The organism is Rhizobium sp. BK379, assembly GCF_014193955.1.
Classification (GTDB): Bacteria; Pseudomonadota; Alphaproteobacteria; order Rhizobiales; family Rhizobiaceae; genus Rhizobium.
Map to the genome: position 1 here is coordinate 214,822 of NZ_JACIAD010000010.1, position 22,088 is coordinate 236,909.

Consider the following 22,088-nt stretch of genomic DNA (forward strand, 5'->3'; position numbering starts at 1 on the left):
TAGGAGCGGGTATGACCGACCAGTCTAGCCGTCTTGTCTTGCATATGAATTCGCGCGACGAGGTCTTTGCCGACGAACGCAATTCGGTTGCGGACTTTTCTTTCAATTCCACCGTCGCAAACGTTTTCGATGACATGGTCAGCCGTTCAGTCCCATTCTATGGGGAGATGCAGCGGATGGTTTGCGAATTGGCCCGTGACTTCGCCCAACCTCATTCGACCCTCTATGATATTGGCTGCTCGACGGCCACCACCCTGTTGGCATTGGACCACGTCGTCGACAATCAACTTGATTTCGTCGGAATCGACAACGCGCCGGACATGCTCAAGAAGGCGGCGGAAAAGATTGAGGAATCGGGAACAAACCGATCAATCGATCTGGTCACAAGCGACCTCCACCGCGGCTTTACGATCGAAAATGCTAGCGTCGTGACAATGCTTCTGACGCTTCAGTTCGTGCGTCCACTGTTTCGCGAAAGAGTGATGAAGACGATCTTCAACGGGCTCAAAGCGCACGGATGCCTGCTGCTGATCGAGAAGTTGACCAGCGAGGACACGACGTTCAACAGACTGTTCATCGACCACTATTATGACTTCAAGCGGCGCAACGGATATTCCTCGATCGAAATCTCGAAGAAGCGAGAGGCACTGGAAAATGTCCTCATTCCCTACCGCCTCGAGGAGAACATCCAGTTGCTCAAGGAGGTAGGCTTCAAGAGCACCGAGGTCTTCTTCCGCTGGTACAATTTCTGCGGCATCGTCGCGGTCAAGTGAGTCGAAAAGCCATGAACAGAGTCTCCCTCGCGATCGGCAGCTTCTTTTTCAAATACCGAAACCAGGCTTTCCCGCTCATAATCGTCGCACTGTTTGTTTCTAGCCCGCCGGCCACAACGTTTTTCGGTAGTGCTGCGCTCGAAGGATGGAAAAACATCATCGCGTTGCTCGTCGTCATCGCTGGTTTGGTACTGCGCGCAACCGTGATCGGATATGCCTATATCAAGCGCGGTGGCCTCAATAAGCGGGTTTATGCCAGCGATTTGGTGACGGAAGGCATGTTTGGCGTTTGCCGCAACCCCCTGTATGTCGGGAACATGTTGATTTACTCCGGGCTCTTTCTGTTCCACGGCAATCCGGTGGTCGTCGTTGCCGGATGCCTACTGTTCGGCCTTATCTACCAGTGCATCATTTATGCCGAAGAGGAATTCCTCGCGAACAAGTTCGGCGAGGCATATGGCGCTTATTGCCGGGACGTATCCAGATGGGGGCTTAAGCTGAGCGCGTTTTCGTCGTCAACGGAAGGTATGGCTTTCAATGCGAAGCGCGTCATTGCCAAGGATTACTCAACGATGTCGTCCACATTGATCGCCCTGTTGGCAACTGAATTCTATCGACTGGCGGCAGATTCAATATCGCCTGAGGAGCTTTCTTACGCGATGGTACTTGTCGCGCTCTTCGTAGCAGTCGTTGCGCTCACCGGCGTCGTGAGTTCGTTGAAGAAAATGGGGGTCTTGGACGAACTGACTGCCGCGCCCTGAAGGTATCTCGCGTCATGCTACTCCAGGCCGAATTAGAGGATTGGGTGAACTCCTGCGGTTCGATATCGACGGCGAGGCGATATGCGTCCCACCAGCGAACATTATCTGGTGAAGTGGTTCTAAGCCGTGTGCATTGCTTTGATGCGCATAGGACTATCTCCGTTCTGTTCGCGCTCCTGGGCGATGCGCTGGTATTCCTTAGAGGAAAGCTTGCGAGCCAGTGGCGAAGTTTCAAGCAAGCGCTATCCAGAGTATGCGTAGCTAGCCGTCTAATCGAAATTTAATTTATCGCTCCCATGATCCACCTGCTTGATATGGTGGGCTACATGAACACTTTACGGACATTCGGAAAATTGACGGCGGAGCGAGCTCAGCGCGAACGCGCGCGGCTCGAAGCACTGGACCAGTTTGACTTGTTGGACGCGCCAAGGGATTCGAGCTTCGAACGAATCGTTCGGCTTATCAAAGAGATATTTTCAGTCGATATCGGGATTGTGTCTGTCATCGACGCACATCGTCAAAGTTATCAAGCCTGTGTCGGCTTGCCGAATTCGGAGGTCCCACGAGAAGAAAGCTTCTGCACGTTGATCGTCGACTCGGGAGTGCCGATGATCATTCAGGACGCGTCAAAGGACGCGAGGTTCGCAAACAATCCTTCGGTGACTGGCGAAGCTCATGTCCGTTTCTATGCTGGCGTGCCGCTCCAAACGCGCGAGGGGTTTGTCTTGGGAACGGTGTGCGCCATTGACCGTCGGCCCAAGTCATTTGGGGCGAGGGACCTTGCTATTCTTCAGGAGCTCGCTGGACTTGCAATGGAACGCATTGAGCTGCTTCAATCTGCTGCGACAGATGGTCTGACGGGCGTTCTCACACGAAAAGCCTTCAAGTCCGAAAGCGAGAAATTAATCGCGCAGGCACTGAGGCATCAGCATGATCTCGCATGCCTTGTATTGGATGTGGATCACTTTAAGAAGGTAAATGACACTTACGGCCATTCTGCCGGCGATGAGGTTCTCAAAGCTGTTAGTGGTGCATGTAGGGGCAGCCTGCGGGCAGGAGACCTAATTGGACGTCTAGGGGGCGAGGAATTCGCCTTTTTACTTCCCCATGTCGACAAGGCCGCAGCCGCAGCTGTTGCGGAGAAGTTGCGGAACGCTATCGCGGGGTCCCTTGTGAACGGCGACTTCGGCAGCGTGAGTGTGACCGCCAGTATCGGATCGACCAACCTTTCAATTGTCAGCCGTGACACCGATACGCTCATAGCCCAGGCGGACGCGGCGATGTATGCCGCCAAAAGCGGAGGACGAAATCGCTGCGTCTCATGGCATGATCTCAAGGGTGCAAACGGAGGAGAGCGCCGCAGGGTACTGAAAAGCGCCTCCATCCTGTTCAACGAGCGGCGTTCAGTAATCGACTGCACGGTTAAGTCGCTTGGAAGCGACGGCGCAGGGCTGGTCCTTTCAAACACCTCAGGCATACCGCCGGAGTTTGATCTGGTAATCCGCGGCGAAGGCTTCGAAACCCGTTGCCGCGTTATCGCGCAGGACCGTCAAAACGTCGAAGTGTCTTTCAGGTAATAAGGGGTATCAATCACGACGCGGTCAGTGGGGCCGTCTAGGATCCTGCAGGGCTGTCCACATCTTGAAGGCAAAGTCACCTCGCAAGGCGGCTTCGGGAAGCGGTCGTCGCCCAACTCTCTGCTCCGGCATCGTGTCCGGCAAAGAGAGCATTCTTACGATTAAGAGCGACTGGCCGGATAGTTCTCTCAACGCTGTTGTTGTTATCGGCCACCGGCTTGGCCAAGGGCTTCACGCCGTCCGTGCACGTGAGCGGGAGAAGGCGCCTTCAGCCAATGCGGTGCCGCAAGGGGCAATTGATGCACTTAGTAAGTCGTTCTTCCGCCACTGAGATCGAATGTGGACGCCGTCGTGAACGAGTTTTCCTCCGACAGGAGCCATACCGTCATCGCCGCGATCTCCGTAAGCTCGGCGAAGCGATCTCGCGGAATCCTGACCAGCATGTATTCAATGAATTCGGGCGTGAGGCCATCGAGGATCGGCGTCTTCGCTGTGGCGGGCGTAATGGCGTTGACGGCGATTCCGGTTTTCGCAAGTTCTTTGCCCAAAGACTTGGTGAAGCCAAGCACGCCTGCTTTGGCAGCACTATAGGCCGCGATATTCGGGTTGCCTTCTTTTCCGGCCACCGATGAGATGTTGACGATCCGACCGTAATCTCGTTTCAACATGACCGGCACGACATGGCGGCAGCAGTTGAATGTGCCCGTCAGGCAGACGTCTACGACACTTCGCCACTCCAAGACATCGTATTCGATCGTCGGTTTGACCTTCCCCGTAATCCCTGCCGAATTCACCAGGCAATCGATCCGTCCGAAAACCTCCTCTGTCGCCGAAGCCGCCCTGCCGACGAGATCGAAATCCGTCACGTCGACCTGGAATGCGTGGGCATTCGGTCCGAGTGTGCTGGCACTATCGGCCGAGCGATTGCCATTTGAATCCCAGAGAGCAACTTTCCCGCCGGACTGGATCACCCGTTCGGCGATGGCATAACCGATCCCCTGTGCGCCGCCGGTGATGACGGTCACTCTGTCTTTCAAGTCAATCGAATTCATCAAGCGCTCCTCCAGCACGTTCCGAATGCACCCGCCGAATTGAATAAAACAAGCCTCATTTCGTCCTCGCCTTGAAATCAAAACTTGAAATGAGACCGAGTCGGCGGCGGATGCGTCACGATCCTAGCAATCTGCGGACATCTCGCCAGCGCAAAACTCGACCGACCGCAACCAACAATCTTACAAGGGCGCCCTGCGCCAGCAGCCTTATCGAAGCTGAAAATCGAGATGTCGGCCTCGACTTGTCGCGTGCGGACGTCGTCGTCACGCGCGCGGAAAGCAGTCGCCGAGTTCTCGGAAGGGAAGAGGCCACCCACATGCTCGTGATGAAGGCGTCGCCTTCAGAGAAATCAGAATCGCATAGGTGTACGAGCGACGCCAAGATCCTGAGCGGGCAGGTCTACGACGAGCCTGTTGGCGCGTTCAGACCAAAAGCCTTCATAATAGCTGGAGGTCGGCTCGAATCCGGCCGATACGCCCAATGCCCACCGATCTAACAGAAATCGTTGAGCTTCAGGATTTTATAGGCCTCGATCGTCGCCCGAAGTGCCTCCTCTGACGCGCGGTCTCCATCGTTTGCGTCGGGATGGTGCATCTTGAGCCTCTGCTTGTAGCGACTTCTGATTTCTTCCGGCGTGGCATCCGCGGAAAGATCGAGCGTTTCGAATGCTTTCGCTTCAAGAACTTTAAGCTTTCGGGACTGCAAAGCCGCGTGGCTGCGCGCAGCGTTTTTCCTTGCATTGATCGCCTTAGCGGTCCCGGAGCGAACTGAGGAAGGGAGGGGTGCGGCGGAAGCGTGATTGACCCTGACGCCCCAGGTCGGCCGGCTGCCGCTTGCCGCTTCCCTCTGATAACGGGCAGTGACAGGGTTCGAGAGCTTCGTCACGTAATTGTAGCCTTCGCTATACTCTTTTGCGTGGCCACGACAGAAGAGAAGATACAGGCCCTCAGCATCCGCTCCAACGGGAGCGCGGTGCATGCCTTGTTTGTCACATCCATCCCATTGGCATGTCGGACCGCCTGGATCGCGACGTTCAGCCGGCTTGTTTCGGATCGGTCTCAGGCCGACAAAAATCTTTGAATCAGTCATCGCGCCTTATATGGCCGTACTGCTGGCCGCGGCAAGATTGTTCTTGGCAGATGACAAACCCGTTGTTCACCGGAACGTACCTGCTATCGCGGAATGTATTGTTTGGAATATCCATGATCTCTCGATCTCATTCCGTCACCGCAAACAGGCTTTACCTGGAAAATCGGGCTGAGCTTCCGAACGACATAAACTGAAAGCGTCAAGGCCAGCCCCCGATGGCAGCAAACGAAGACCGTATTGGAAAGCGCGTCTACGAGATCTGGGAGCAGGAGCGCCGGCCGCTCGGGGAAGACATGCAATACTGGCCGCAGGCGTCCAGGAAATTGCCGCAAGCGCCGAGGCGGATGGCGGCGCGGTCAAGAACAGCCGGGTAAAGAAGCGTGGCCCGCAGGGCCGAAACTGCTCGCGAAGTCCGAGCCTGCCGGCAAAGCCAAAGGCGGCGCTCAGATCGCTCCGACGACCACGCCATCGCCGTCGGCTGCGAAGATCACCACCGGCGTCACCAAACACTGCGGAAAACACTGGCGAGCGGTTTGGGTATCGGAAGAAACGGGGCGCGGTCGACCGCGCCCCGCTGGAACAGGCTCTCGAAAGAGTTTGGCTCAGAGCGGCCTGACGTTTTCGGCCTTCGATTTGCCGGTCTTTCGATCCTGACCGATGTCGAAGGATACGTCTTGGCCTTCCTTCAAGACATTGCCGTATTCCAAGGCAGATACGTGGACGAACACGTCGGCACCGCCCGTTTCCGGCGTGATGAAGCCAAAACCCTTGTCCGCGTTGAAAAACTTTACTTTACCGGTCGGCATGAAACCCTCGTATGTTTGCAGTTGATCGCGCGTGCAATCTAGCGACCGACATTTGCCACGGCAACCAGGGATCGAAGCAATCGTTCGACGCCGACCGGGCCCGCCTTTCTTCGACAAAGGGATCTTGTCTCAAGGGCTCGCTTCGAAGGGCAGGACGACGTTCTCTGCAATCTCCTCCGAACCCGTCGTGAGACAGGTCGCGAAATTGCCTCTACCGCCCGCATCCAGCATGGCAGCGGCTGCGCGAATGGCGCTTTGCCATGACGAGCCACGTTCCCAGGCCTCGTTGTAAACAAGAGCAAGGTCAGAGGCTCGACTTGTTTGCAGGAGGGCTTCGAACAGGAGTGCCGCTTGGCGGATATCCTTAGCCCGTTTGACTGCCGACTGGCCGTCGGTGTGCCTGCGGCTTGCAACAATCAGCTTGTGGACAGCAAAGCGCGATGGGTCGGGGACGGTCACCGGGACACCGCTCTTGTGCAGGAGCATCGTCCGGAGAGGATCACGGATCAAGAAATCGAGGAAGCGAAGCGGAGCGGCGCTGGCGCCTCCGAGCGTCGGCATCGTTGCGGGCTGATCAAGATAGTCGTCTGTTCCGCGGTTCGATGTCAGGAATTCTACCCTGTAGCCGTTCCTGGTCTGAAACGCAGACGAGACGGCGGCGCGCCTGGTGTGGGACCGCCCCGAATGAGGGGTCAATGCCCTGCAGAAGATCAAGGATTGGTGGAAGGCTATCGGCGACCTCGCAAGAGACGGCATAATCCTGGGCGATATCCGCATCGCCCGTCAGGATGGCGGCCATAGGCAGGCGAATGCCAAGCAGGCCGCTGTAAGTCTGGAACGCCACCGCGCCGATCAACACGCCGCGCAACCGGAAGAGGCCGCCTGCGGCCAGGGCTTCGACAAAGTCTCCCGTCATAACGTCTGCTGCGATCATTCCGCCTTCGCGTGTCAGCGACGACACGATGCGCCGGCGGGCTCTGAGATCGTCCTTGTCGCTCTTATGGGCTTCAACACGCTCCGCAATGTCCGGGTCGTCCGCAGGCCCGACATAGCGGCGTGTCCGACCGCGCTTGCCGTCCGCGATATCGAAATACCAGTATTTGCGGTCCTTGACGGTGACGGGCGTGAACCGCCCTTCGGGGGGGGGGAAGTCGCCCGTCCATGCGGCATCAAGCGAGCGCTGGCCGAGTTCGGCGAGCATCGTCTGATACATGAGATCGATCGGTTTCACCTATGCGCCAACCTTATTATACCTTTTTTGGGGGAAGGTATAACTGAGGATGAGCGTTCCGGCCTTCCGTGAAAGGCGCCGACCCCGTCACGCAATCTTCCGCCGAGTGATCTGTTCAGGCTGGGAAAAGGAGAGGGGGGTAAAATTGCCGGCGAAACAGCGCTGTGCGCAAGGTGCTATCGGACTGGTGCTTTGATGCCGTCGAAAGCAGGGAGGAGGCCACGTGACGCTGGGAGAGCTGATCGATCGATACCGGCCGTGTCTGGCTGACGAGACCGTGGGTGTACGCCGCAGCTGGGAGGAGATGTTTACCTATACGCTTCGCCACCATAGCAAAGATACGCCCATAGCCACTTTCGATCCTGAAATACTGTCGGAGCGACTTGTCGTGTCCGGCATGCATCACCTCATCGTCGTGGGATATGTGAAGCGGTGGCGCGACCTGCTTTCCTGGGCAGGCCGCGAATAGGGCAGGGTGCTAGGCACCACGCCACTTGTTCAGAATCATGCCGGTATCGGCGGGCTGGTGGGATCAGGTTGACCGTCGAAGAACAGATAGATGGCAGCAATTCTTCCATCCCTTGCCACGATGAAATCCGTTCCCGCGTAGGACGGCGCCTTGCCTGGGCTGCCGGACACCCACCTCATCCGTCCTGCCTCTTCGTGAAGCACTTCGGCCGGAGCGATCGGCGTATATTTGAACTCTGGATGCATGGCGCGGATGACGCCGGCAATGCGGACGATCTCTTCGCGGCCGCGGTAGGTTCCGTGCGGCTCGACGAATACGGCGTCTTCATGAAAAATCTCCTCGGCCACCGTCCGGCGGAGGGCCTCGTCGCCCTCCCCGAAGATGCTGTGCAGATTGCGTTCAAGCAACGTTGCGATATCTACCATGACAGCTCTCCTACATTTTACCGTGTCAGATCTGAGCCTGGCCGCCATCGACGAACAGTTCGACGCCGTTGACGAAGGAGGCATCGTCGGATGCGAGGAAGAGGACAGCCTTGGCGATCTCTTCCGGCTTGCCGATACGACCGGCAGGGATGAGGCTCGCAAGGTAGTTCTTCGTGTTCTCCGCTTGGTCGCCATTGCCGAACAGCTCATTGAGGCCTGCCGTATCAGTAACGCCAGGGCTGACCGCGTTGACGCGGATATGGCGGTCCTTGAGGTCGAGGATCCAGTTGCGCGCAAAGTTGCGGATGGCCGCCTTCGTTGCCGAGTAGACGCTGAAGGCAGGCGTGCCGGAAATGCTCGTTGTCGAGGAAGTGAGAATGATCGACGCACCATCGCGTAGCAGCGGCAGCGCCTTCTGGACGGTGAAGAGCGTACCCTTCACGTTCGTCGCAAATGTCTTCTCGTAGTGTTCTTCAGTGATCGCCCCGAGCAGCGCCATCTCGCCACCACCGGCATTGGCGAAGAGGATATCGATCTGAGCGTGTTTCTGCTGGACTGCGTCATAAAGACGATCGATATCGACGAGCTTGCTCATGTCGGCCTGCACGCCAGTCACCCTGCCGCCGATGTCTTTGACGGCAGCGTCAAGCGCTTCCTTCCGGCGGCCCGTGATGAAGACCGATGCACCTTCCTGAGAGAAGGCCTTTGCTGTCGCCAGCCCGATGCCGCTTGTGCCACCGGTGACGATTACGACTTTGTTCTCGAACTTCTTGGTCATTGCCTTGCTCCTTGTTTGCGGCCGGTTGCCGTTGAGAAGGAACATGCCAGTAGAACGCTGGTGCCAGTAGCCAGCAAATGTGTTACCCAGCGTTCTGAATGGAGAACGATGATGCGGACCGACCTGAACGATCTGGTTTATTTTGCCGAAGTCGTGGCGCATGGCGGTTTTGCCGCGGCGGGCCGGGCGCTGCGCGAGCCGAAATCGAAGCTCAGCCGGCGGATCGCGGGCCTTGAGGCACGCCTTGGTGTCCGATTGATCGAGCGGTCGAGCCGGCGCTTTCGTGTAACCGATGTCGGGCAGTCCTTTTACGAGCGCTGCAAGGCGATGCTGGCAGAGGCAGAGCGCGCCGAAGCCCTGGTTGCTGAGGCGCAGTCAGAGCCGCATGGCCTGATCCGGATGAGTTGTCCGACCGGCCTCGTCGAACCGATCTCTGGTCTGGTCACGCAGTTTCTGGCGCAACATCCGAGGGTACGCCTTCAGCTTGTCGCGATCGACCGTCCGGTGGATCTGATCGAAGAACGCATAGATGTTGCGCTGCGTGTGCGAACGTCGCTTGATGGCGACGCATCACTGACGATGCGCTCGCTGGGAAATTCGGTTCGCATTCTTGTCGCAAGCCCACAGATAGCAAGCCGCATCGGCGACATCGCCGGGCTCGCCGATCAATCGACGCTCTCAACGACTGATGACCAGGGAGAGGTCAACTGGTTTCTCGAAACCGATGACGGGCATACCCATACGCTACGCCACGAACCGCGCATGGGCTGCGCGGACTTCACTGCCGTCAGGGCCGCAGCGATTGCCGGGCTTGGGGTCGCACTCCTGCCCGACCATACCTGCCGCCAGGCCATCGACGAGGGAAAGCTCGTTCATGTGCTGCCGACCTGGCGTGGCATGAAAGGGCTCGTCCACCTTGTGTTCACGACACGCCGGGGTCTTCCGCCGGCGGTGCGCAAGTTCATCGACAGCCTGGCTGCCGGGTTTCCGAGGGATGCCTTGGCACGCTGACATTTTTGGTTGCAGCCTCCGAACCCGCTAGGCTGTGCCTGAGGTGTCGGCTCGGAAATCGATTTTCCGGAACACGCGGTCGTGGCAGCCGGTCCCGCTTCTTCTTCGGATCGCCGACGCTGGCGCTCCCGCGGCTGCCCTTCTTCACGCCCGCCTGTGACGCGAATTCCCGCTTTCCCGCGCTTTTGGCGCGGCCGCTATGCTGAAAGCTCCGATATGCTTCTGTCTGGTTATTGTTGACATGCACCCAAACGTGGGCTGCATATTGTTACGCAGTGGTGCGCCGCGATGAATGGGCGAGCATCATCACGATGATAAAAGCCGGCTTAATTTCGGACATGGAAGGTGTGGCTTGAACGAGGATCTACAGCTGTGGGAATGGCGGGAGAGGATCTCAAATCTCTATTACGAGATACGTTCCAGTGCGGACGCAGTTGCTGCCTGGAGGCTTTGGTGCGACACCCGTTCGACCCTGTTTCGCGACCATCCTCAGTCACCAATCGAACAGGCGGATCGCAAGGGGTTCGGAGGGCCGACCCTATTTCCTTATGATCCTTTGTTGCGCCTGACGGTTCAGCTTGTACCGGAAACATCGGAACGGATAACCATCGCAACAGGCGTGGACGGTGATCTGTCAATGCATGCGTTCGCCCGCACCGCAGGGCTGGAAGACAGATTAGGCGGCGAATTGACCCTTTACTGGATTGAAGGATACGGAGGTGGCGTGTTCCTGCCGTTTGTAGACGGGACTTCGGGGACAGAGACGTATGGTGGTGGCCGATATCTCCTCGACACCATCAAAGGAGCGGACCTCGGAGTTGTCCGAGCAGGCGGCGTGCTGGTACTCGATTTCAACTTTTCCTATTTTCCGTCTTGCGCCTACTCGCCCCGTTATGTTTGTCCATTAGCGCCGTCGGGCAATCGACTGAAGGGCGCGGTGAGAGCGGGCGAGCGACTACCAATCTCGAAATGAGCCGCGTTTAACGGGGAGATCGATCCCGCCGTGATCGACGTGCTGCCGGCCTTCCTGTCACGTGTCGCAAGGTTGCGGGGCCGGGATGTGATCCTTCGCGTCGGCCCTGCCGGTTCGGATCGGCCTCCGCGACGCTGTCGCCGGTTTCCGGCTGTTGCTCATTAACGGGCGGGGCCCGCCGGTCGTCCACGCTGGTTTCGGGAAGCTCGTCGTCTTGCGTGTCCTCGTTCAACGACTTGGGGGCACCGATCGGAATCGGCTTTGTCCGAAATCGGGCTGGTAATCGCGAGCGGTCGGGATTGACCACCGCGATAGTAAACGCAAATCGAGGCGATCTGGCACGCACCTGAACGAATATCTCGGTGTTCGAACAGATCTTGATTCATTTCACGACACTGCGGTCCGAATCTCGTCAAGAGGGTCAGTCTGGACAGCCTTTCAAATTGCGTCTCGTTTCGCAGCCACAGACTGTCGTTGTATGAAGGGATTTGGATTCCCCATCTAGAGAGCTCCGCTGTTCCTGTAGACAGCCCGAGGTCAGCTACATCCAGATTGGATAAAACCGTCGTTTAAGTTTCTACGATCGGCATTACGATCGTCCTATCTGATCGCGCGAAGCTGTTGAGCGGCGCGAAAATGTTGGGAGAACATAGGATGACCGGAGCTGATAAGAGACCAAGGATCGCGTTCTTGGGAACGGGCGCGCAAGGGGCCTCCATTGGTGCAGATTTCGCTCTTGCGGGACTTGACGTCACGTTCATTGAGCAGTGGCCGGAACACGTCGAAGCAATTCGTCGCGACGGCATCACGGTTAATCTGCCGTCTCGTACGATAAATGTTCGAGTCCCGGCGTTGCACCTGTGCCAGGTAGCGGAGATCAAGGAGCCATTCGATTTGATTTTCCTGGTCGTCAAAGCTTATGACACGAAATGGGCATGTCAGTTGATCAAGCCGTGCCTCGCTCCCGATGGTCTGGTCATCGGTCTCCAGAATGGCATGACGCATGAGGAGATCGCCGATGTCGTAGGTCGACATCGGACGGTTGGTGCCGTCATCGAGATAGCGTCCAACATGTTCGTCCCCGGCATTACCAATCGCCAGAACGATCATGACACCTCGTGGTTTGCTCTTGGCGCCTTGGATCCGGTAAACCAGGATCGGGTGGAGCACGTTGCGGAGCTTCTAAGACACTCTGGCCGCGTCGAAGTGCTGGACGACATTCATTCGGCGAAGTGGATGAAGCTGGTCGTGAACGCAGCGGAGCTTATCCCCTCCGCGATCGTCGACCTTCCACTGGCTGACGCCGCGCGGCATCCGGGAATGCTGGAAGTAATGCGGGAGGCGGGATACGAAGCGATGCAGGCAGCGCTGGCCGACGGAGCTCAGATCATCCCGATCATCGGCATGTCTGCCGTCACAACCAACCATCCGGAACGGTACGTGGACCAAATTTTTGAAGAAGTCCTAAAGACGTTTTCCCAAGCCGACACGCTCACCACGTCTCTCCAGGATTGGCGAAAGGGCCGTCGGGCAGAGGTGCAGGAGGTAAATGGTCTGGTTGTGGACATACTCGCGCGTCACGGAAGGAAGGCGCCCGTGAACGAACGCGTTGTCCAGGTCGCTTTGGATATCGAGAAGGGGGTGCTCCTGGCCCAACCGGATAACTCCGGCTTGTTGATCCGAACGGAGCAGGCCGTTCCGGCCTAGTGTTAGGACCCCGATGATCGCAGCCGCCTTGGGGCGGCTGTTCTTCTGAGCAAGCGCAGGTGGAGGTGCTCAAACGCTCCGAACTTCTCGACGGTGATGACTTCCCGCTCTTAGGCTTGCCTCAATTTGACAAGCAGCCGTCTCGAGTGCCGCGCGAGGTGTCTTGTTGCCTAGCAATGCGTCGTGAATTTCCTCACCCAGGACTTTCTCGATCGTTGTGTACTGCGGAATTTTTGGACGCTGCCACGTGTGTAGCAGGCTCTTCTTCGCAAGTTGATCAACGAACCTGACGATCGGGGAGCTCGCTGCAGCTTCCGGATCCGCGCTCACGGAGAAACGCGGTGCTACGGGAAAGCCGTTCTTCACATGTGCTTTCATAGCTTCCCTCGAGGCCATCCACGCGATCGCATCAGCGGCCATTTCGACACGTTCTTCAGGAAGGTTTGTGGGGATGCAGAAGAGAAAGCCGCCGATCGGCGAAGCGCGTGTGCCGCCGGGTCCCGAGGGCTGTGGGAGATACTCGACCCTGCGCTTCACCACCGATTGAACATCATACTCGAACCGCGCGGCGCGCATCGTCCAGAAATAGCCAAGACTCGCTCTACCGCGAAGGAAGACGTCGAGCGTCTTGTCCCAGGCCATCTCCAAGATCTTAGGCGGTGAGATCTCCATGAGTCGGCGCATATAGTCCAGGGCGGCAAATCCTGCGTCTGAGAGGATTGTGCAGGTGAGCTCATCCGGATCGAGACCATCGAGCGTAAAACCGGATCGCATCCTGCGGAGCGATATTGCTGGTTGTCCGCACGCGCCCATGAAGAAGAGGAAACTTGAGGCTATCGGCATGCCGCGAGCGCCATCCCAAACCGCACCGTACATGCCGTCATCGGGTTGGTGGAATTTGCGACCGGCCTTGATTACTTCGTCGAAGGTTTTCGGGAAGGGTACGCCGGCTTCGGAGAGAAGGTCCTTGCGGGCGGCCAGGAATTCTACCGTGCAGTATCCGGGAACGCCATAGTCTCTGCCATCCCATGTCGCCGATGACCAAATGGTTGGATGGAAGTCGAGAGGGTTAATGCCTGTTTTTTGAATATACTGGTCAATCGGACGAACGATCCCGCTTTCGGCGAACTCTCCGAGCCACGGCATATTGATTGCAATTACGTCGTAGTCGGAGAGCTTCTTGGCCGCGTTTTCCCTTACGCGTTTATAAAGCTCGGGAAGCGGCAACAGGTCGAAGTTCTTTCGCGAGGCAAGATTGCTGCGGAAGTCGGCCCACATGTTCCGCATGGCGGAGAAGTAGTTGTCGTTGTTCAGGAGAAAACGGAGCTCGATCTGGGACTCGGCCCGACGCTGGACAAGGCGCATTGGTGGGATGATCTGCGAGCCGAGCGGTGTCCCTCCGAAGTAGTACTCGTCTTCCTCTTCTCCGGTTCGCAGTCCCAAGGTTTGTGCAAGTAGCGACTTCGTCTTGCGAGCGTAAGACTCGAACGAGCGAATGAGCTGGTCGCTTGGCTGCAAAGCGAAGCGCTGGCCAGAGGGGCCCTTGGAGATCTTGACTATGTGGCCGGCGTCAATGAGACGATTGATCAATCTCATCGATGTTGCATAGGGGAGACCCGACTCCTGGCCAAGAGTGGAGATCGATACAGGCTGGCTCAAAATATGCGACTTGATCAGGAACATGACGATCAGCCAGACCGCATCTTCGTTGGCGGCATCGATTACCTCCCTGAACGGTCGGCGCGTCTTTTCAATGAAGTCGATGATGCGCAGCATTTCGTATTCGTTCACGTCGGCCTCCCAACCGTCGCTGTTGGCAATCAGACTAGCGTGCCGCCCATGCTTGCACCAGCCATGACGCGGACGCTCTTGCTCAGGAGGCTTTCTTCTCTCGGCTGAGACCGGCTAGGCGCTCGGATTGCTCAAAGAGAACGAAAAAGTCCTTCTCCGCCAAGCCATCGGCGAATGCGGCTTCGTACTGCTGGCGGATCACGGAGGCGAGGTACATGGGCACATGATCAGACTTTGCTGCGCCAAGGATCAGATCAAAATCCTTCATCATTTGAGAGACCGAGAAGGCGGGGTCAAAGTTCCGATTTACCAGTAGGTCGCGCTTGTATGCGATCAGCGGTGAGGCAACAGCGCTCTCGCAAATGACATTCAGCATTGTTTCAACCGACAGATTGCCCTTCAGTCCGAGTGTGAGAGCTTCGCCAAGGAGAGCGGCAGTCGCACCAACGAGCGCGTTCAGGACGAGCTTCAGGTATCGGGCCTCCTCGCCATCTCCCAGGTAGAACTGCTTTGTGGAGAAACTGGCGAGGATCGGCTCGACCTTGCGGTAGGCATCCTCTGGGCCGGAGACCATGACAGAAAGCATGCCGGAAGACGCGGTAACCGTGCTGCCTGATACCGGAGCTCTAAGATATGCGACACCGGCCCGGGATAGTGCGTCCGCAACCTCGGCTGAGAGCTCGGGAGATACGGTGCTCATCTCGACTACTATCTGACCGGGCCTCAATAGCTCGGCGAGGGTGGCTGGTGCCAGTATGAGAGTGCGCAGAATGACGTCGTTTGGAATGGTGAGCATCACCACGTCCGATGTTTCCACCAGGTCTTCAAGGCTATGAGCTACGTTTGCACCAAGAGCCACCACTGAGGCGCGATTTTCGGGGAGCGGTTCATAAACGGAAACGGGGTATCCGTTCTCGAGCACACGTCTGCTCATCGGGGCGCCCATCTTGCCAATGCCAGCCCAGCCCACTCTCAATGTCTCGCTCATTGCAAAACCTTCCTTCCCTGGCGGCGTCTGCCGTCCAGATACTTCTTGCCGCTATGTCGAAGGAGAGCCTGACAATCGGCTGCATGCGTCCGTTCGGCGCAAGCGCCATCTCCTCCCACAGAAATAGTAGCTTCAGCCCGAGAAGGATTGCTGCATTCAAAATATCCGTTTCGGATAATTAAAGATTTGTCGAGCCGCCGGTCCATCCTCTAGCGTTCGTCTAGGATCGCACGGCGTTTCATGTGGGAGGAACCAAGCCGTCAGTCGAATGAGAACACGTGCAAGCCACCGGTTTGCGCGAAGGAGTTCTGTAGCTGATGGCTTCCTTGCATTGGCGAATTAGGCGGACCAACGACCTGCTCCCCGATGCGCCGGCTAACGGGTGGTGGAATATGGAATTCAGGGAGGTGTGTCGTGACGGGATCAGTTGAAAACAAGGTCGTCATCGTGACTGGTGCCGCGCGAGGCATCGGTGCGGGCATCGCAGCCAACTTGGTCGAGAACGGCGCTAAAGTTGTCATCGCAGACCTGAATGAGGAAACGGCGAGACAGACGGCGGCGAAGATTTCAACCGGCGACGGCGATGCCATCGCGATTGGGGTCGACGTTTCCGATCGACAGAGCGTGCAAGAGCTGATCGCAAGGACCGTCGAGCATTTCAGCCGCCTCGACGTGATGTTCAACAATGCCGGAATCAGCCAGACCTGCCCGTTCCTCGAGGTCACTGATGACGACTTCGACCGGATCATGCGGATTAATGGCCGAGGCGTGCTGATAGGTACCCAGGAAGCCGCCAAGCAGATGATCGCACAAGGCACCGGCGGGAAGATCGTAAATACGGCATCCATCGCCGGAAAGCAGGGCTATCCCTTGTTCGCGCATTATTGCGCTTCGAAGTTTGCAGTCGTGGCCCTCACGCAGGCTGCCGCCCGTTCGCTTGCAGAACACAAGATCACCGTCAATTGCTTTGGCCCCGGTGTCGTGAAGACCGAGCTCTGGGAGCAGCTTGACCGTGAGTTCATGGATCACGGCCTCACCGCAAAGCCTGAACAAGCGATCAATGAGTTTTCGCAGTCGATCCTCTTGGGAAGGGTGTCTCTCCCCGCAGACATCACCGGCGTGACCACGTTCCTCGCCTCAGCGGCGTCCGACTACATCACCGGGCAGACGATCATGGTCGATGGCGGGATGGTCCTGATCTGACGACGCGCTTAGGGGCGAGAATTATTCGACCGTCAGGAGATGGCGGAGCAGAACATGCAAAGGACAGAGCAATGAAGGCTGTTAGATACTACTCCAAGAAGGATATTCGGGTCGAGGACGTGAAAGCCCCCGAGGGACCGCTTGGCGACGACATGGTGCTCGTCGAGCCCCTTGTGTGCGGTATTTGTGGCACCGATATCCATGAATATATCGCGGGCCCGATCGTCACGCCGGCGACACCCCACGTCTATTCCGGGGCGACGTTGCCGCAGATCCTGGGGCATGAGTTTTCTGCTCGTGTGATCGAGGTCGGCAAGAACGTGACACACGTCGTTCCCGGATCCCGCGTCTCCATCCAGCCCCTGATTTCGCCTCGCGACGACTACTATGGACGTCGTGGGCTGTTCCATCTCAGTGAAAAGATGGCCTGTGTCGGTCTCTCTTGGGACTGGGGTGGAATGGGTGAGCGCGCAGTCGTGAACGGTTACAACGTTTTTCCGGTTCCTGACACCGTCTCGGACGTTCAGGCGGCGATGATCGAACCCGCAGCCGTGGCCGTCTACGGCGTCGATCGTGGAGGCGTTACATCGGGAAGCTCGGTCCTCGTCTCCGGAGTAGGACCGATCGGCGCGCTCGTGTTGCTGGCGACCAGGGCTGCAGGCGCGACCAAGATCTTCGTATCCGAGCTGAACCCCAATCGAAGGGAACTTGCCAAGGCACTTGTTCCCGAGGCGATCGTCTTCGATCCGCGCGAGACCGATACCGACCAGCTATTTCGCGATCATACGGAGGAGGGGGTGGGCCTAGACGTTGCCTTGGAGTGTGTCGGCGCCGAAGCTTCGCTCAATCTTTGCGCCAAGGCGGTCCGCCGCCAAGGGACCGTAGTCCAGGTTGGACTTCATGTCCGGCCAGCATCCATTGACGCCATGTTGTGGGCGCTGAAGGACATAACCGTCGAAGCCACTTGGTGCTACCCTGTTCAGATCTGGCCGAGGATCGCTCAGATGATCGGGGCTGGCATTTTCCCGGTCGAAAAGATCGTCACCGCTCAGATTGCTCCCGAGCAAGTCGTCGAAAAGGGCTTCGAAGCACTTCTCGACCCCGCGGGGACCCATCTCAAAATCCTTGTCGACATGAAGGCCTGATCGCTTGCGAGCTGTCGCTGCCGCGACGCTACCGCTGAATTGAAAGGAATTATCGAATGCATTTCGTTGTTCATTGCCTAGACCATGAGGGCGCCGTCGAAAAACGACTGGCGAACTATGATGCCCACAAGGCGTATCTTTCGACGGGCAAAACCAAGACCGTGATCTCCGGGCCGCTGCTGGCCGACGACAACGAAACCATGATCGGCTCCCTGTTCGTTTTCGAGGCGGACACCAAGGAAGAGATCGTCGATTTCAACAGAGCCGACCCGTTCACCAAGGCCGGCGTATGGAAAACGGTCAATATCCATCCCTTCAACAAGCGGGTGGATAATCGATGACCATTCGCGAGGAAAAACCCATCATCGCAGCGCTCGTTGGTCTTGGCTGGTGGGGGCGGAAGATGGCCGCCCTCGTCAGCGCCGGCGGGGCCGGAATGCACTTCACCCATGGCGTCGATCCCAATCCCGATGCATCCGCTTTCGCTGCGCAGATGGGGTTGCAGTATTCTCAGGACATGGCGGACGCGCTTGCAGATCCGTCCGTCGAGGCTGTCGTGCTGGCAACGCCGCACTCGCTGCATCGTCAACAGATCGCTCGCGTCGTTGCTGCAGGCAAGCACGTCTTCTGCGAGAAGCCCCTCGACCTTACCAAGGCGGGTGCGGAAGCGTCGGTGGCGCGTTGCCGGGAAGCTGGCCTGGTGCTTGGGATGGGGCACGAGCGCCGGTTTGAAACACCGATTGCAAGGATCCTTGAAGCAGCGAGCTCCGGCAAGCTGGGGCGCCTGCTACAGATCGAGGCCAACTTCAGCCATGACAAGTTTCTCGGTCTCGACCCTTCGAACTGGCGCTTGAAGGCAGACCAGGCTCCCGCCGGAGGCATGACGGCGACGGGCATTCATCTTACAGACCTGGCCGTGAAGCTGATGGGGCCTGCCAAGGACGTGCGCGTCGTGTGCGAGAACCTTGCCTCGTCGATTCCGCAAGGCGACACGATGAGTGCTCATGTTCGTTTCTCCGGCGGTGGTACCGCCTACATATCGGCAACGCTCGCGACGCCGTTCATTTCCCGCTTCGCGGTATTCGGCACCGAGGGATGGATCGAAGTCCGCGACAAGGCTCACGTCGAGGCGCCGGATGGGTGGGTCGTCACCGAGGGGTGGAAGAACAAGCCGATCACGGTTCAGGAACTGCCGCCCGCTGAACCAGTTCGTGACAATCTACGGGCGTTCGCCACCGCCGTGAGAGGTGAGGGCTCATATCCGATCACCGGGGAAGACCTGATCAACAACATTGCCCTGCTGGAAGCAATCGTACGCGCCGCCAACACTGGCTCGTTGGAACAGATTTAAGGAGGAGGATAATGAAAGCTCTAGTTTTCGAAGCTCCGGAACGGCCGGTTATCGCCGATGTCGGGATGCCGGATCTGTCGGCCAACGAGGTGCTCGTCCACACCAAGGCGGTTGGGATCTGCCATTCGGATTACGAGCTCCTCGCTGGCCGCTACATCATCCCGATCTCCTACCCGGTGACGCCCGGACATGAATGGAGCGGGGAGATCGTGGAAGTCGGCCGAAACGTGAAGGGATTCAAGAAAGGCGAGCGCGTCGTGGGCGAATGCGTCGTCCGCACGCCCGAACGTCTCCATCATTTCGGTTTCTCCATGAGCGGAGCCGACCGCGAGTACTTCGCAGTCAATCCTGAATGGCTCCACAAGCTTCCTGATGCCGTCGACAACAAGAAGGCGGCGCTGATCGAGCCCTTCACATGTGGCTACTATGCGGTGATGAGGTCTGGTGGCACGAACGCAAGCGAGACGGTCGTCGTGTCGGGCGGTGGCACCATTGGCTTGGTTTCGGCCGCAGCAGCGATCGGTATGGGGGCGAGGGTCATCGTGGTCGATCCTCTGGCAACACGCCGCGAGGTCGCCAAGCGCCTCGGCGCCGACGAAGCTATCGATCCTTCTGACGGAGGCGCCGCAGACAGGATTCGCGAGCTGACCGGGGGGCACGGCGCAGACCTCGTGATCGAGGCGTCAGGCCATGATGCATCTCTCGCTGCGGCCTTCGATTACACTCGCGAGGAAGGAAGGATGTCGATGGTTGGCATCAACATCGGACGCAAGGTGCCGGTGACGATCGGCCAGATCCAGATGAAGAACCTGACGGTGCGCGGCTGCATCGGCTCTCCCGGTGTGTGGCCTGCTGCAATTCGCTTCCTTGAGCGCACGGGGATCGACTTGTCGCCGATCCAAACCCACGATTACGCTCTCACCGACGCCGTGGAGGCGTTTTCATTCGGACAGGATCCGACGAAGAGCATCAAGATCACACTGCTGAACGGATAAGAGATGACCAAGAAGGCACTCATCGTAGGCGCGACCGGCATCACCGGAAGCAATCTTGCAGAAAACCTCCTGGCGAGCGGTGACTGGACCGTGGCAGGCCTTTCACGTTCGCAAAGCAAGGTTCCCGGGGTGCGGACGCTGAGTTGTGATCTAGTTGACGGTCAATCGGTAAAAGCCGCTCTCGCTGAAGAGCGCCCCAGCCACGTGTTCATCACGGCCTGGTCACGCCAGGATACCGAAGCGGAGAACTGCAGAGTGAACGGCGCTATCGTTCGCAACGTGCTCGATGCCGTTTCCGGCCGAGGCGTTGAACACGTAGCGCTTACTACGGGCACCAAACATTATCTCGGACCGTTCGAATCCTACGCGAAGACCAAACCGGAAACCCCGTTCAGAGAGGAGCAGGAGCGCCTTCCTGGAGAGAATTTCTACTATGTCCAGGAAGACGAGATTTTCACTGCGTCCGCGAGGGACGGCTTCACCTGGTCCGTGCATCGTCCTCACACCCTTATCGGCTATGCAGTTGGCAATGCCATGAACATGGCGGCGACACTGGCCGTCTACGCTGGCATCTGCCGTGAAACCGGTAGAGCTTTCATCTTCCCAGGATCACCGGAGCAGTGGGAAGCGGCGACAGACGTCACTGATGCCCGGCTCCTGGCAAAGCACCTCAAATGGGCGGCAACCACCAGCGCGGCGGCCAATCTCGCCTACAACGTCGTCAATGGCGAGGTGTTTCGATGGAAGTGGTTGTGGCCACGTCTTGCTGCCTATTTCGGTCTTGAAGCCGGCGCCTATCCAGGGAGCCCGACCCCGCTCGAAGAGCAGATGCGTGAGGCGGGTCCGATATGGGACGAGATGGTGGCGAAATACTCGCTGGAACCAAATGCTCTTACCCGCGTAGCATCGTTCTGGCATTCGGACGCAGATCTCGGGCGCCAGATCGAGACGTTCAACGATATGGGCCGCAGCCGGGAACTGGGATTCCTTGAATATCAAGACACAACCCGGTCTTTCACGGATGCCTTCGATCGTTTGCGGCTGGACCGCATCATTCCCTAGATGTCTCGAGGACTGGACATGGCCAAAAGCATAACCGCGATCACCTCGACGGCTGGTTTCTTTACCGAAGATAATTCCGTCGAGGCAGTGAACGCCCGAATGGGCAAAGATATAAGTCCCCGGCTTAAGGAGGTCATGTCCTGCCTTGTGAAGCACCTTCACAGCTTCGCCCGTGAAATCGAGCTGACGCAAGCGGAATGGGAGTTCGGGATCGATTTCCTGACCCGCACCGGGCAGATGTGCACGCGGGAACGACAGGAGTTCATCCTTCTTTCCGATACGCTTGGAATGTCCATGCTGGTCGATGCGATCAACAATAGACGCCCAGTTGGTGCGACGGAAAACACGGTCTTCGGACCCTTCCATGTGGAGGGGTGCCCGATCCGAAAGATGGGTGAACAGATTTGCCTCGACGGCAAGGGCGAAAGCTGCCTCTTCATTGGACGGGTGGTCGATCTGGAAGGCAATCCGGTTTCGGGTGCCCGGATCGACGTATGGTCGGACAACGCGGACGGTTATTACGACGTCCAGCAGCCCGACATCCAGCCGAAGTGGAATAACCGGGGTGTATTCATCACCGCTGCCGACGGCCAGTACAGCTTCGTTGGGATCAAGCCGGTTTCATATCCTATCCCGGACGATGGTCCTGTCGGACAGATGCTCTCAAGCCTCGGCCGCCACCCGTTTCGTCCCGCGCACATGCATTACATGGTGCGAGCGGATGGCTTTCAGAAGCTGGTGACCCACACGTTCGTTGGCGGCGATCCGTATTTGGAATCCGACACGGTTTTCGGCGTGAAGCAGACGCTCGTCGCGCCCTTCACGAAGGTGGAGGATGGCGAGACGCTCTGGCGGTCCGACTTCGACTTCGTGCTCGCACGGCAGACCGATAGGAGATGA

General features: G+C 57.9%; 21 protein-coding genes and 2 pseudogenes. 14 read left to right on the plus strand and 9 right to left on the minus strand.

Annotation, left to right across the window (positions count from 1 at the left end; translation table 11 throughout):
- Positions 1-11 precede the first annotated feature (11 nt).
- The 3 genes from cmoA (at position 12) to FHT93_RS32815 (ending at position 3,111) form a co-directional block, all read left to right on the plus strand.
- Positions 12-773, plus strand: coding sequence for a carboxy-S-adenosyl-L-methionine synthase CmoA (cmoA, locus tag FHT93_RS32805; protein WP_113211127.1), 762 nt, complete (start codon positions 12-14; stop codon positions 771-773).
- 11 nt (positions 774-784) lie between these two features.
- Positions 785-1,534: an isoprenylcysteine carboxylmethyltransferase family protein gene (locus FHT93_RS32810; RefSeq protein WP_183851232.1), complete on the plus strand. Its 750-nt coding sequence runs from the start codon at positions 785-787 to the stop codon at positions 1,532-1,534.
- Between the two features lie 326 nt (positions 1,535-1,860).
- The gene (locus FHT93_RS32815; protein ID WP_183851281.1) at positions 1,861-3,111 is read left to right on the plus strand and encodes a sensor domain-containing diguanylate cyclase; all 1,251 of its coding nucleotides are present in this window, start codon (positions 1,861-1,863) and stop codon (positions 3,109-3,111) included.
- A 97-nt stretch (positions 3,112-3,208) separates the two neighbouring features.
- On the opposite strand, the pseudogene FHT93_RS32820 reads toward FHT93_RS32815, so the two are convergent.
- The 5 genes and pseudogenes from FHT93_RS32820 to FHT93_RS32845 all read right to left on the minus strand — a co-directional run.
- Positions 3,209-3,316 (minus strand): annotated as a pseudogene (locus FHT93_RS32820) (transposase); the annotation flags it as partial.
- 100 nt (positions 3,317-3,416) lie between these two features.
- A complete protein-coding gene (locus FHT93_RS32825; RefSeq protein ID WP_112542178.1) occupies positions 3,417-4,163 on the minus strand; it encodes an SDR family NAD(P)-dependent oxidoreductase in 747 nt (248 codons plus the stop codon).
- A 493-nt stretch (positions 4,164-4,656) separates the two neighbouring features.
- Complete coding sequence (locus tag FHT93_RS32830) at positions 4,657-5,253, minus strand: J domain-containing protein (protein ID WP_112969725.1); 597 nt, start codon at positions 5,251-5,253, stop codon at positions 4,657-4,659.
- 602 nt (positions 5,254-5,855) lie between these two features.
- Positions 5,856-6,059, minus strand: a complete 204-nt coding sequence (locus FHT93_RS32840; RefSeq protein ID WP_112542180.1) for a cold-shock protein — start codon at positions 6,057-6,059, stop codon at positions 5,856-5,858.
- Positions 6,060-6,188: 129 nt separating this feature from the next.
- Positions 6,189-7,290, minus strand: a pseudogene (locus FHT93_RS32845) (GSU2403 family nucleotidyltransferase fold protein).
- A gap of 223 nt (positions 7,291-7,513) precedes the next feature.
- Here FHT93_RS32845 and FHT93_RS32850 point away from each other — a divergent pair.
- On the plus strand, positions 7,514-7,759 hold the full coding sequence (locus FHT93_RS32850; RefSeq protein WP_162728497.1) for a hypothetical protein: 246 nt from the start codon (positions 7,514-7,516) through the stop codon (positions 7,757-7,759).
- Between the two features lie 35 nt (positions 7,760-7,794).
- On the opposite strand, the gene FHT93_RS32855 is transcribed toward FHT93_RS32850, so the two are convergent.
- On the minus strand, positions 7,795-8,184 hold the full coding sequence (locus FHT93_RS32855) for a nuclear transport factor 2 family protein (protein ID WP_113013705.1): 390 nt from the start codon (positions 8,182-8,184) through the stop codon (positions 7,795-7,797).
- 25 nt (positions 8,185-8,209) lie between these two features.
- Positions 8,210-8,962, minus strand: a complete 753-nt coding sequence (locus FHT93_RS32860; RefSeq protein WP_113013704.1) for a glucose 1-dehydrogenase — start codon at positions 8,960-8,962, stop codon at positions 8,210-8,212.
- Between the two features lie 108 nt (positions 8,963-9,070).
- Between FHT93_RS32860 and FHT93_RS32865 the strand changes: the two genes are divergently transcribed.
- The 3 genes from FHT93_RS32865 to FHT93_RS32875 all read left to right on the plus strand — a co-directional run bounded on the left by FHT93_RS32865 (position 9,071) and on the right by FHT93_RS32875 (position 12,653).
- Positions 9,071-9,973: a LysR family transcriptional regulator gene (locus FHT93_RS32865; protein ID WP_210299467.1), complete on the plus strand. Its 903-nt coding sequence runs from the start codon at positions 9,071-9,073 to the stop codon at positions 9,971-9,973.
- A 292-nt stretch (positions 9,974-10,265) separates the two neighbouring features.
- Positions 10,266-10,946 (plus strand): DUF1684 domain-containing protein, encoded by a 681-nt coding sequence (locus FHT93_RS32870; protein ID WP_113013702.1) that lies wholly within the window; start codon positions 10,266-10,268, stop codon positions 10,944-10,946.
- Between the two features lie 654 nt (positions 10,947-11,600).
- On the plus strand, positions 11,601-12,653 hold the full coding sequence (locus FHT93_RS32875; RefSeq protein WP_113013701.1) for a 2-dehydropantoate 2-reductase: 1,053 nt from the start codon (positions 11,601-11,603) through the stop codon (positions 12,651-12,653).
- A 69-nt stretch (positions 12,654-12,722) separates the two neighbouring features.
- Here FHT93_RS32875 and FHT93_RS35770 read toward each other — a convergent pair whose 3' ends face one another.
- Both FHT93_RS35770 and FHT93_RS32885 read right to left on the minus strand, forming a co-directional pair.
- Complete coding sequence (locus tag FHT93_RS35770) at positions 12,723-14,444, minus strand: extracellular solute-binding protein (RefSeq protein ID WP_113013700.1); 1,722 nt, start codon at positions 14,442-14,444, stop codon at positions 12,723-12,725.
- 82 nt (positions 14,445-14,526) lie between these two features.
- A complete protein-coding gene (locus FHT93_RS32885) occupies positions 14,527-15,432 on the minus strand; it encodes an NAD(P)-dependent oxidoreductase (RefSeq protein ID WP_112547617.1) in 906 nt (301 codons plus the stop codon).
- Positions 15,433-15,798: 366 nt separating this feature from the next.
- Here FHT93_RS32885 and FHT93_RS32890 point away from each other — a divergent pair, with 366 nt between their 5' ends.
- The 7 genes from FHT93_RS32890 to FHT93_RS32920 all read left to right on the plus strand — a co-directional run bounded on the left by FHT93_RS32890 (position 15,799) and on the right by FHT93_RS32920 (position 22,088).
- A complete protein-coding gene (locus FHT93_RS32890; RefSeq protein WP_113013699.1) occupies positions 15,799-16,635 on the plus strand; it encodes a glucose 1-dehydrogenase in 837 nt (278 codons plus the stop codon).
- A gap of 71 nt (positions 16,636-16,706) precedes the next feature.
- The gene (locus FHT93_RS32895; RefSeq protein ID WP_113013698.1) at positions 16,707-17,780 is read left to right on the plus strand and encodes a 2,3-butanediol dehydrogenase; all 1,074 of its coding nucleotides are present in this window, start codon (positions 16,707-16,709) and stop codon (positions 17,778-17,780) included.
- 56 nt (positions 17,781-17,836) lie between these two features.
- Positions 17,837-18,121, plus strand: a complete 285-nt coding sequence (locus FHT93_RS32900; protein WP_112969734.1) for a YciI family protein — start codon at positions 17,837-17,839, stop codon at positions 18,119-18,121.
- Positions 18,118-19,131, plus strand: a complete 1,014-nt coding sequence (locus FHT93_RS32905) for a Gfo/Idh/MocA family oxidoreductase (protein ID WP_183851233.1) — start codon at positions 18,118-18,120, stop codon at positions 19,129-19,131. Before FHT93_RS32900 ends, FHT93_RS32905 begins: the two co-directional genes overlap by 4 nt.
- An 11-nt stretch (positions 19,132-19,142) precedes the next feature.
- Complete coding sequence (locus FHT93_RS32910) at positions 19,143-20,126, plus strand: zinc-binding dehydrogenase (protein ID WP_183851234.1); 984 nt, start codon at positions 19,143-19,145, stop codon at positions 20,124-20,126.
- A gap of 3 nt (positions 20,127-20,129) precedes the next feature.
- Positions 20,130-21,188 carry an SDR family oxidoreductase gene (locus tag FHT93_RS32915; protein ID WP_183851235.1) on the plus strand — a complete coding sequence of 353 codons (1,059 nt, stop codon included), beginning with the start codon at positions 20,130-20,132 and terminating at the stop codon, positions 21,186-21,188.
- Positions 21,189-21,206: 18 nt separating this feature from the next.
- Positions 21,207-22,088, plus strand: a complete 882-nt coding sequence (locus tag FHT93_RS32920) for an intradiol ring-cleavage dioxygenase (protein WP_183851236.1) — start codon at positions 21,207-21,209, stop codon at positions 22,086-22,088.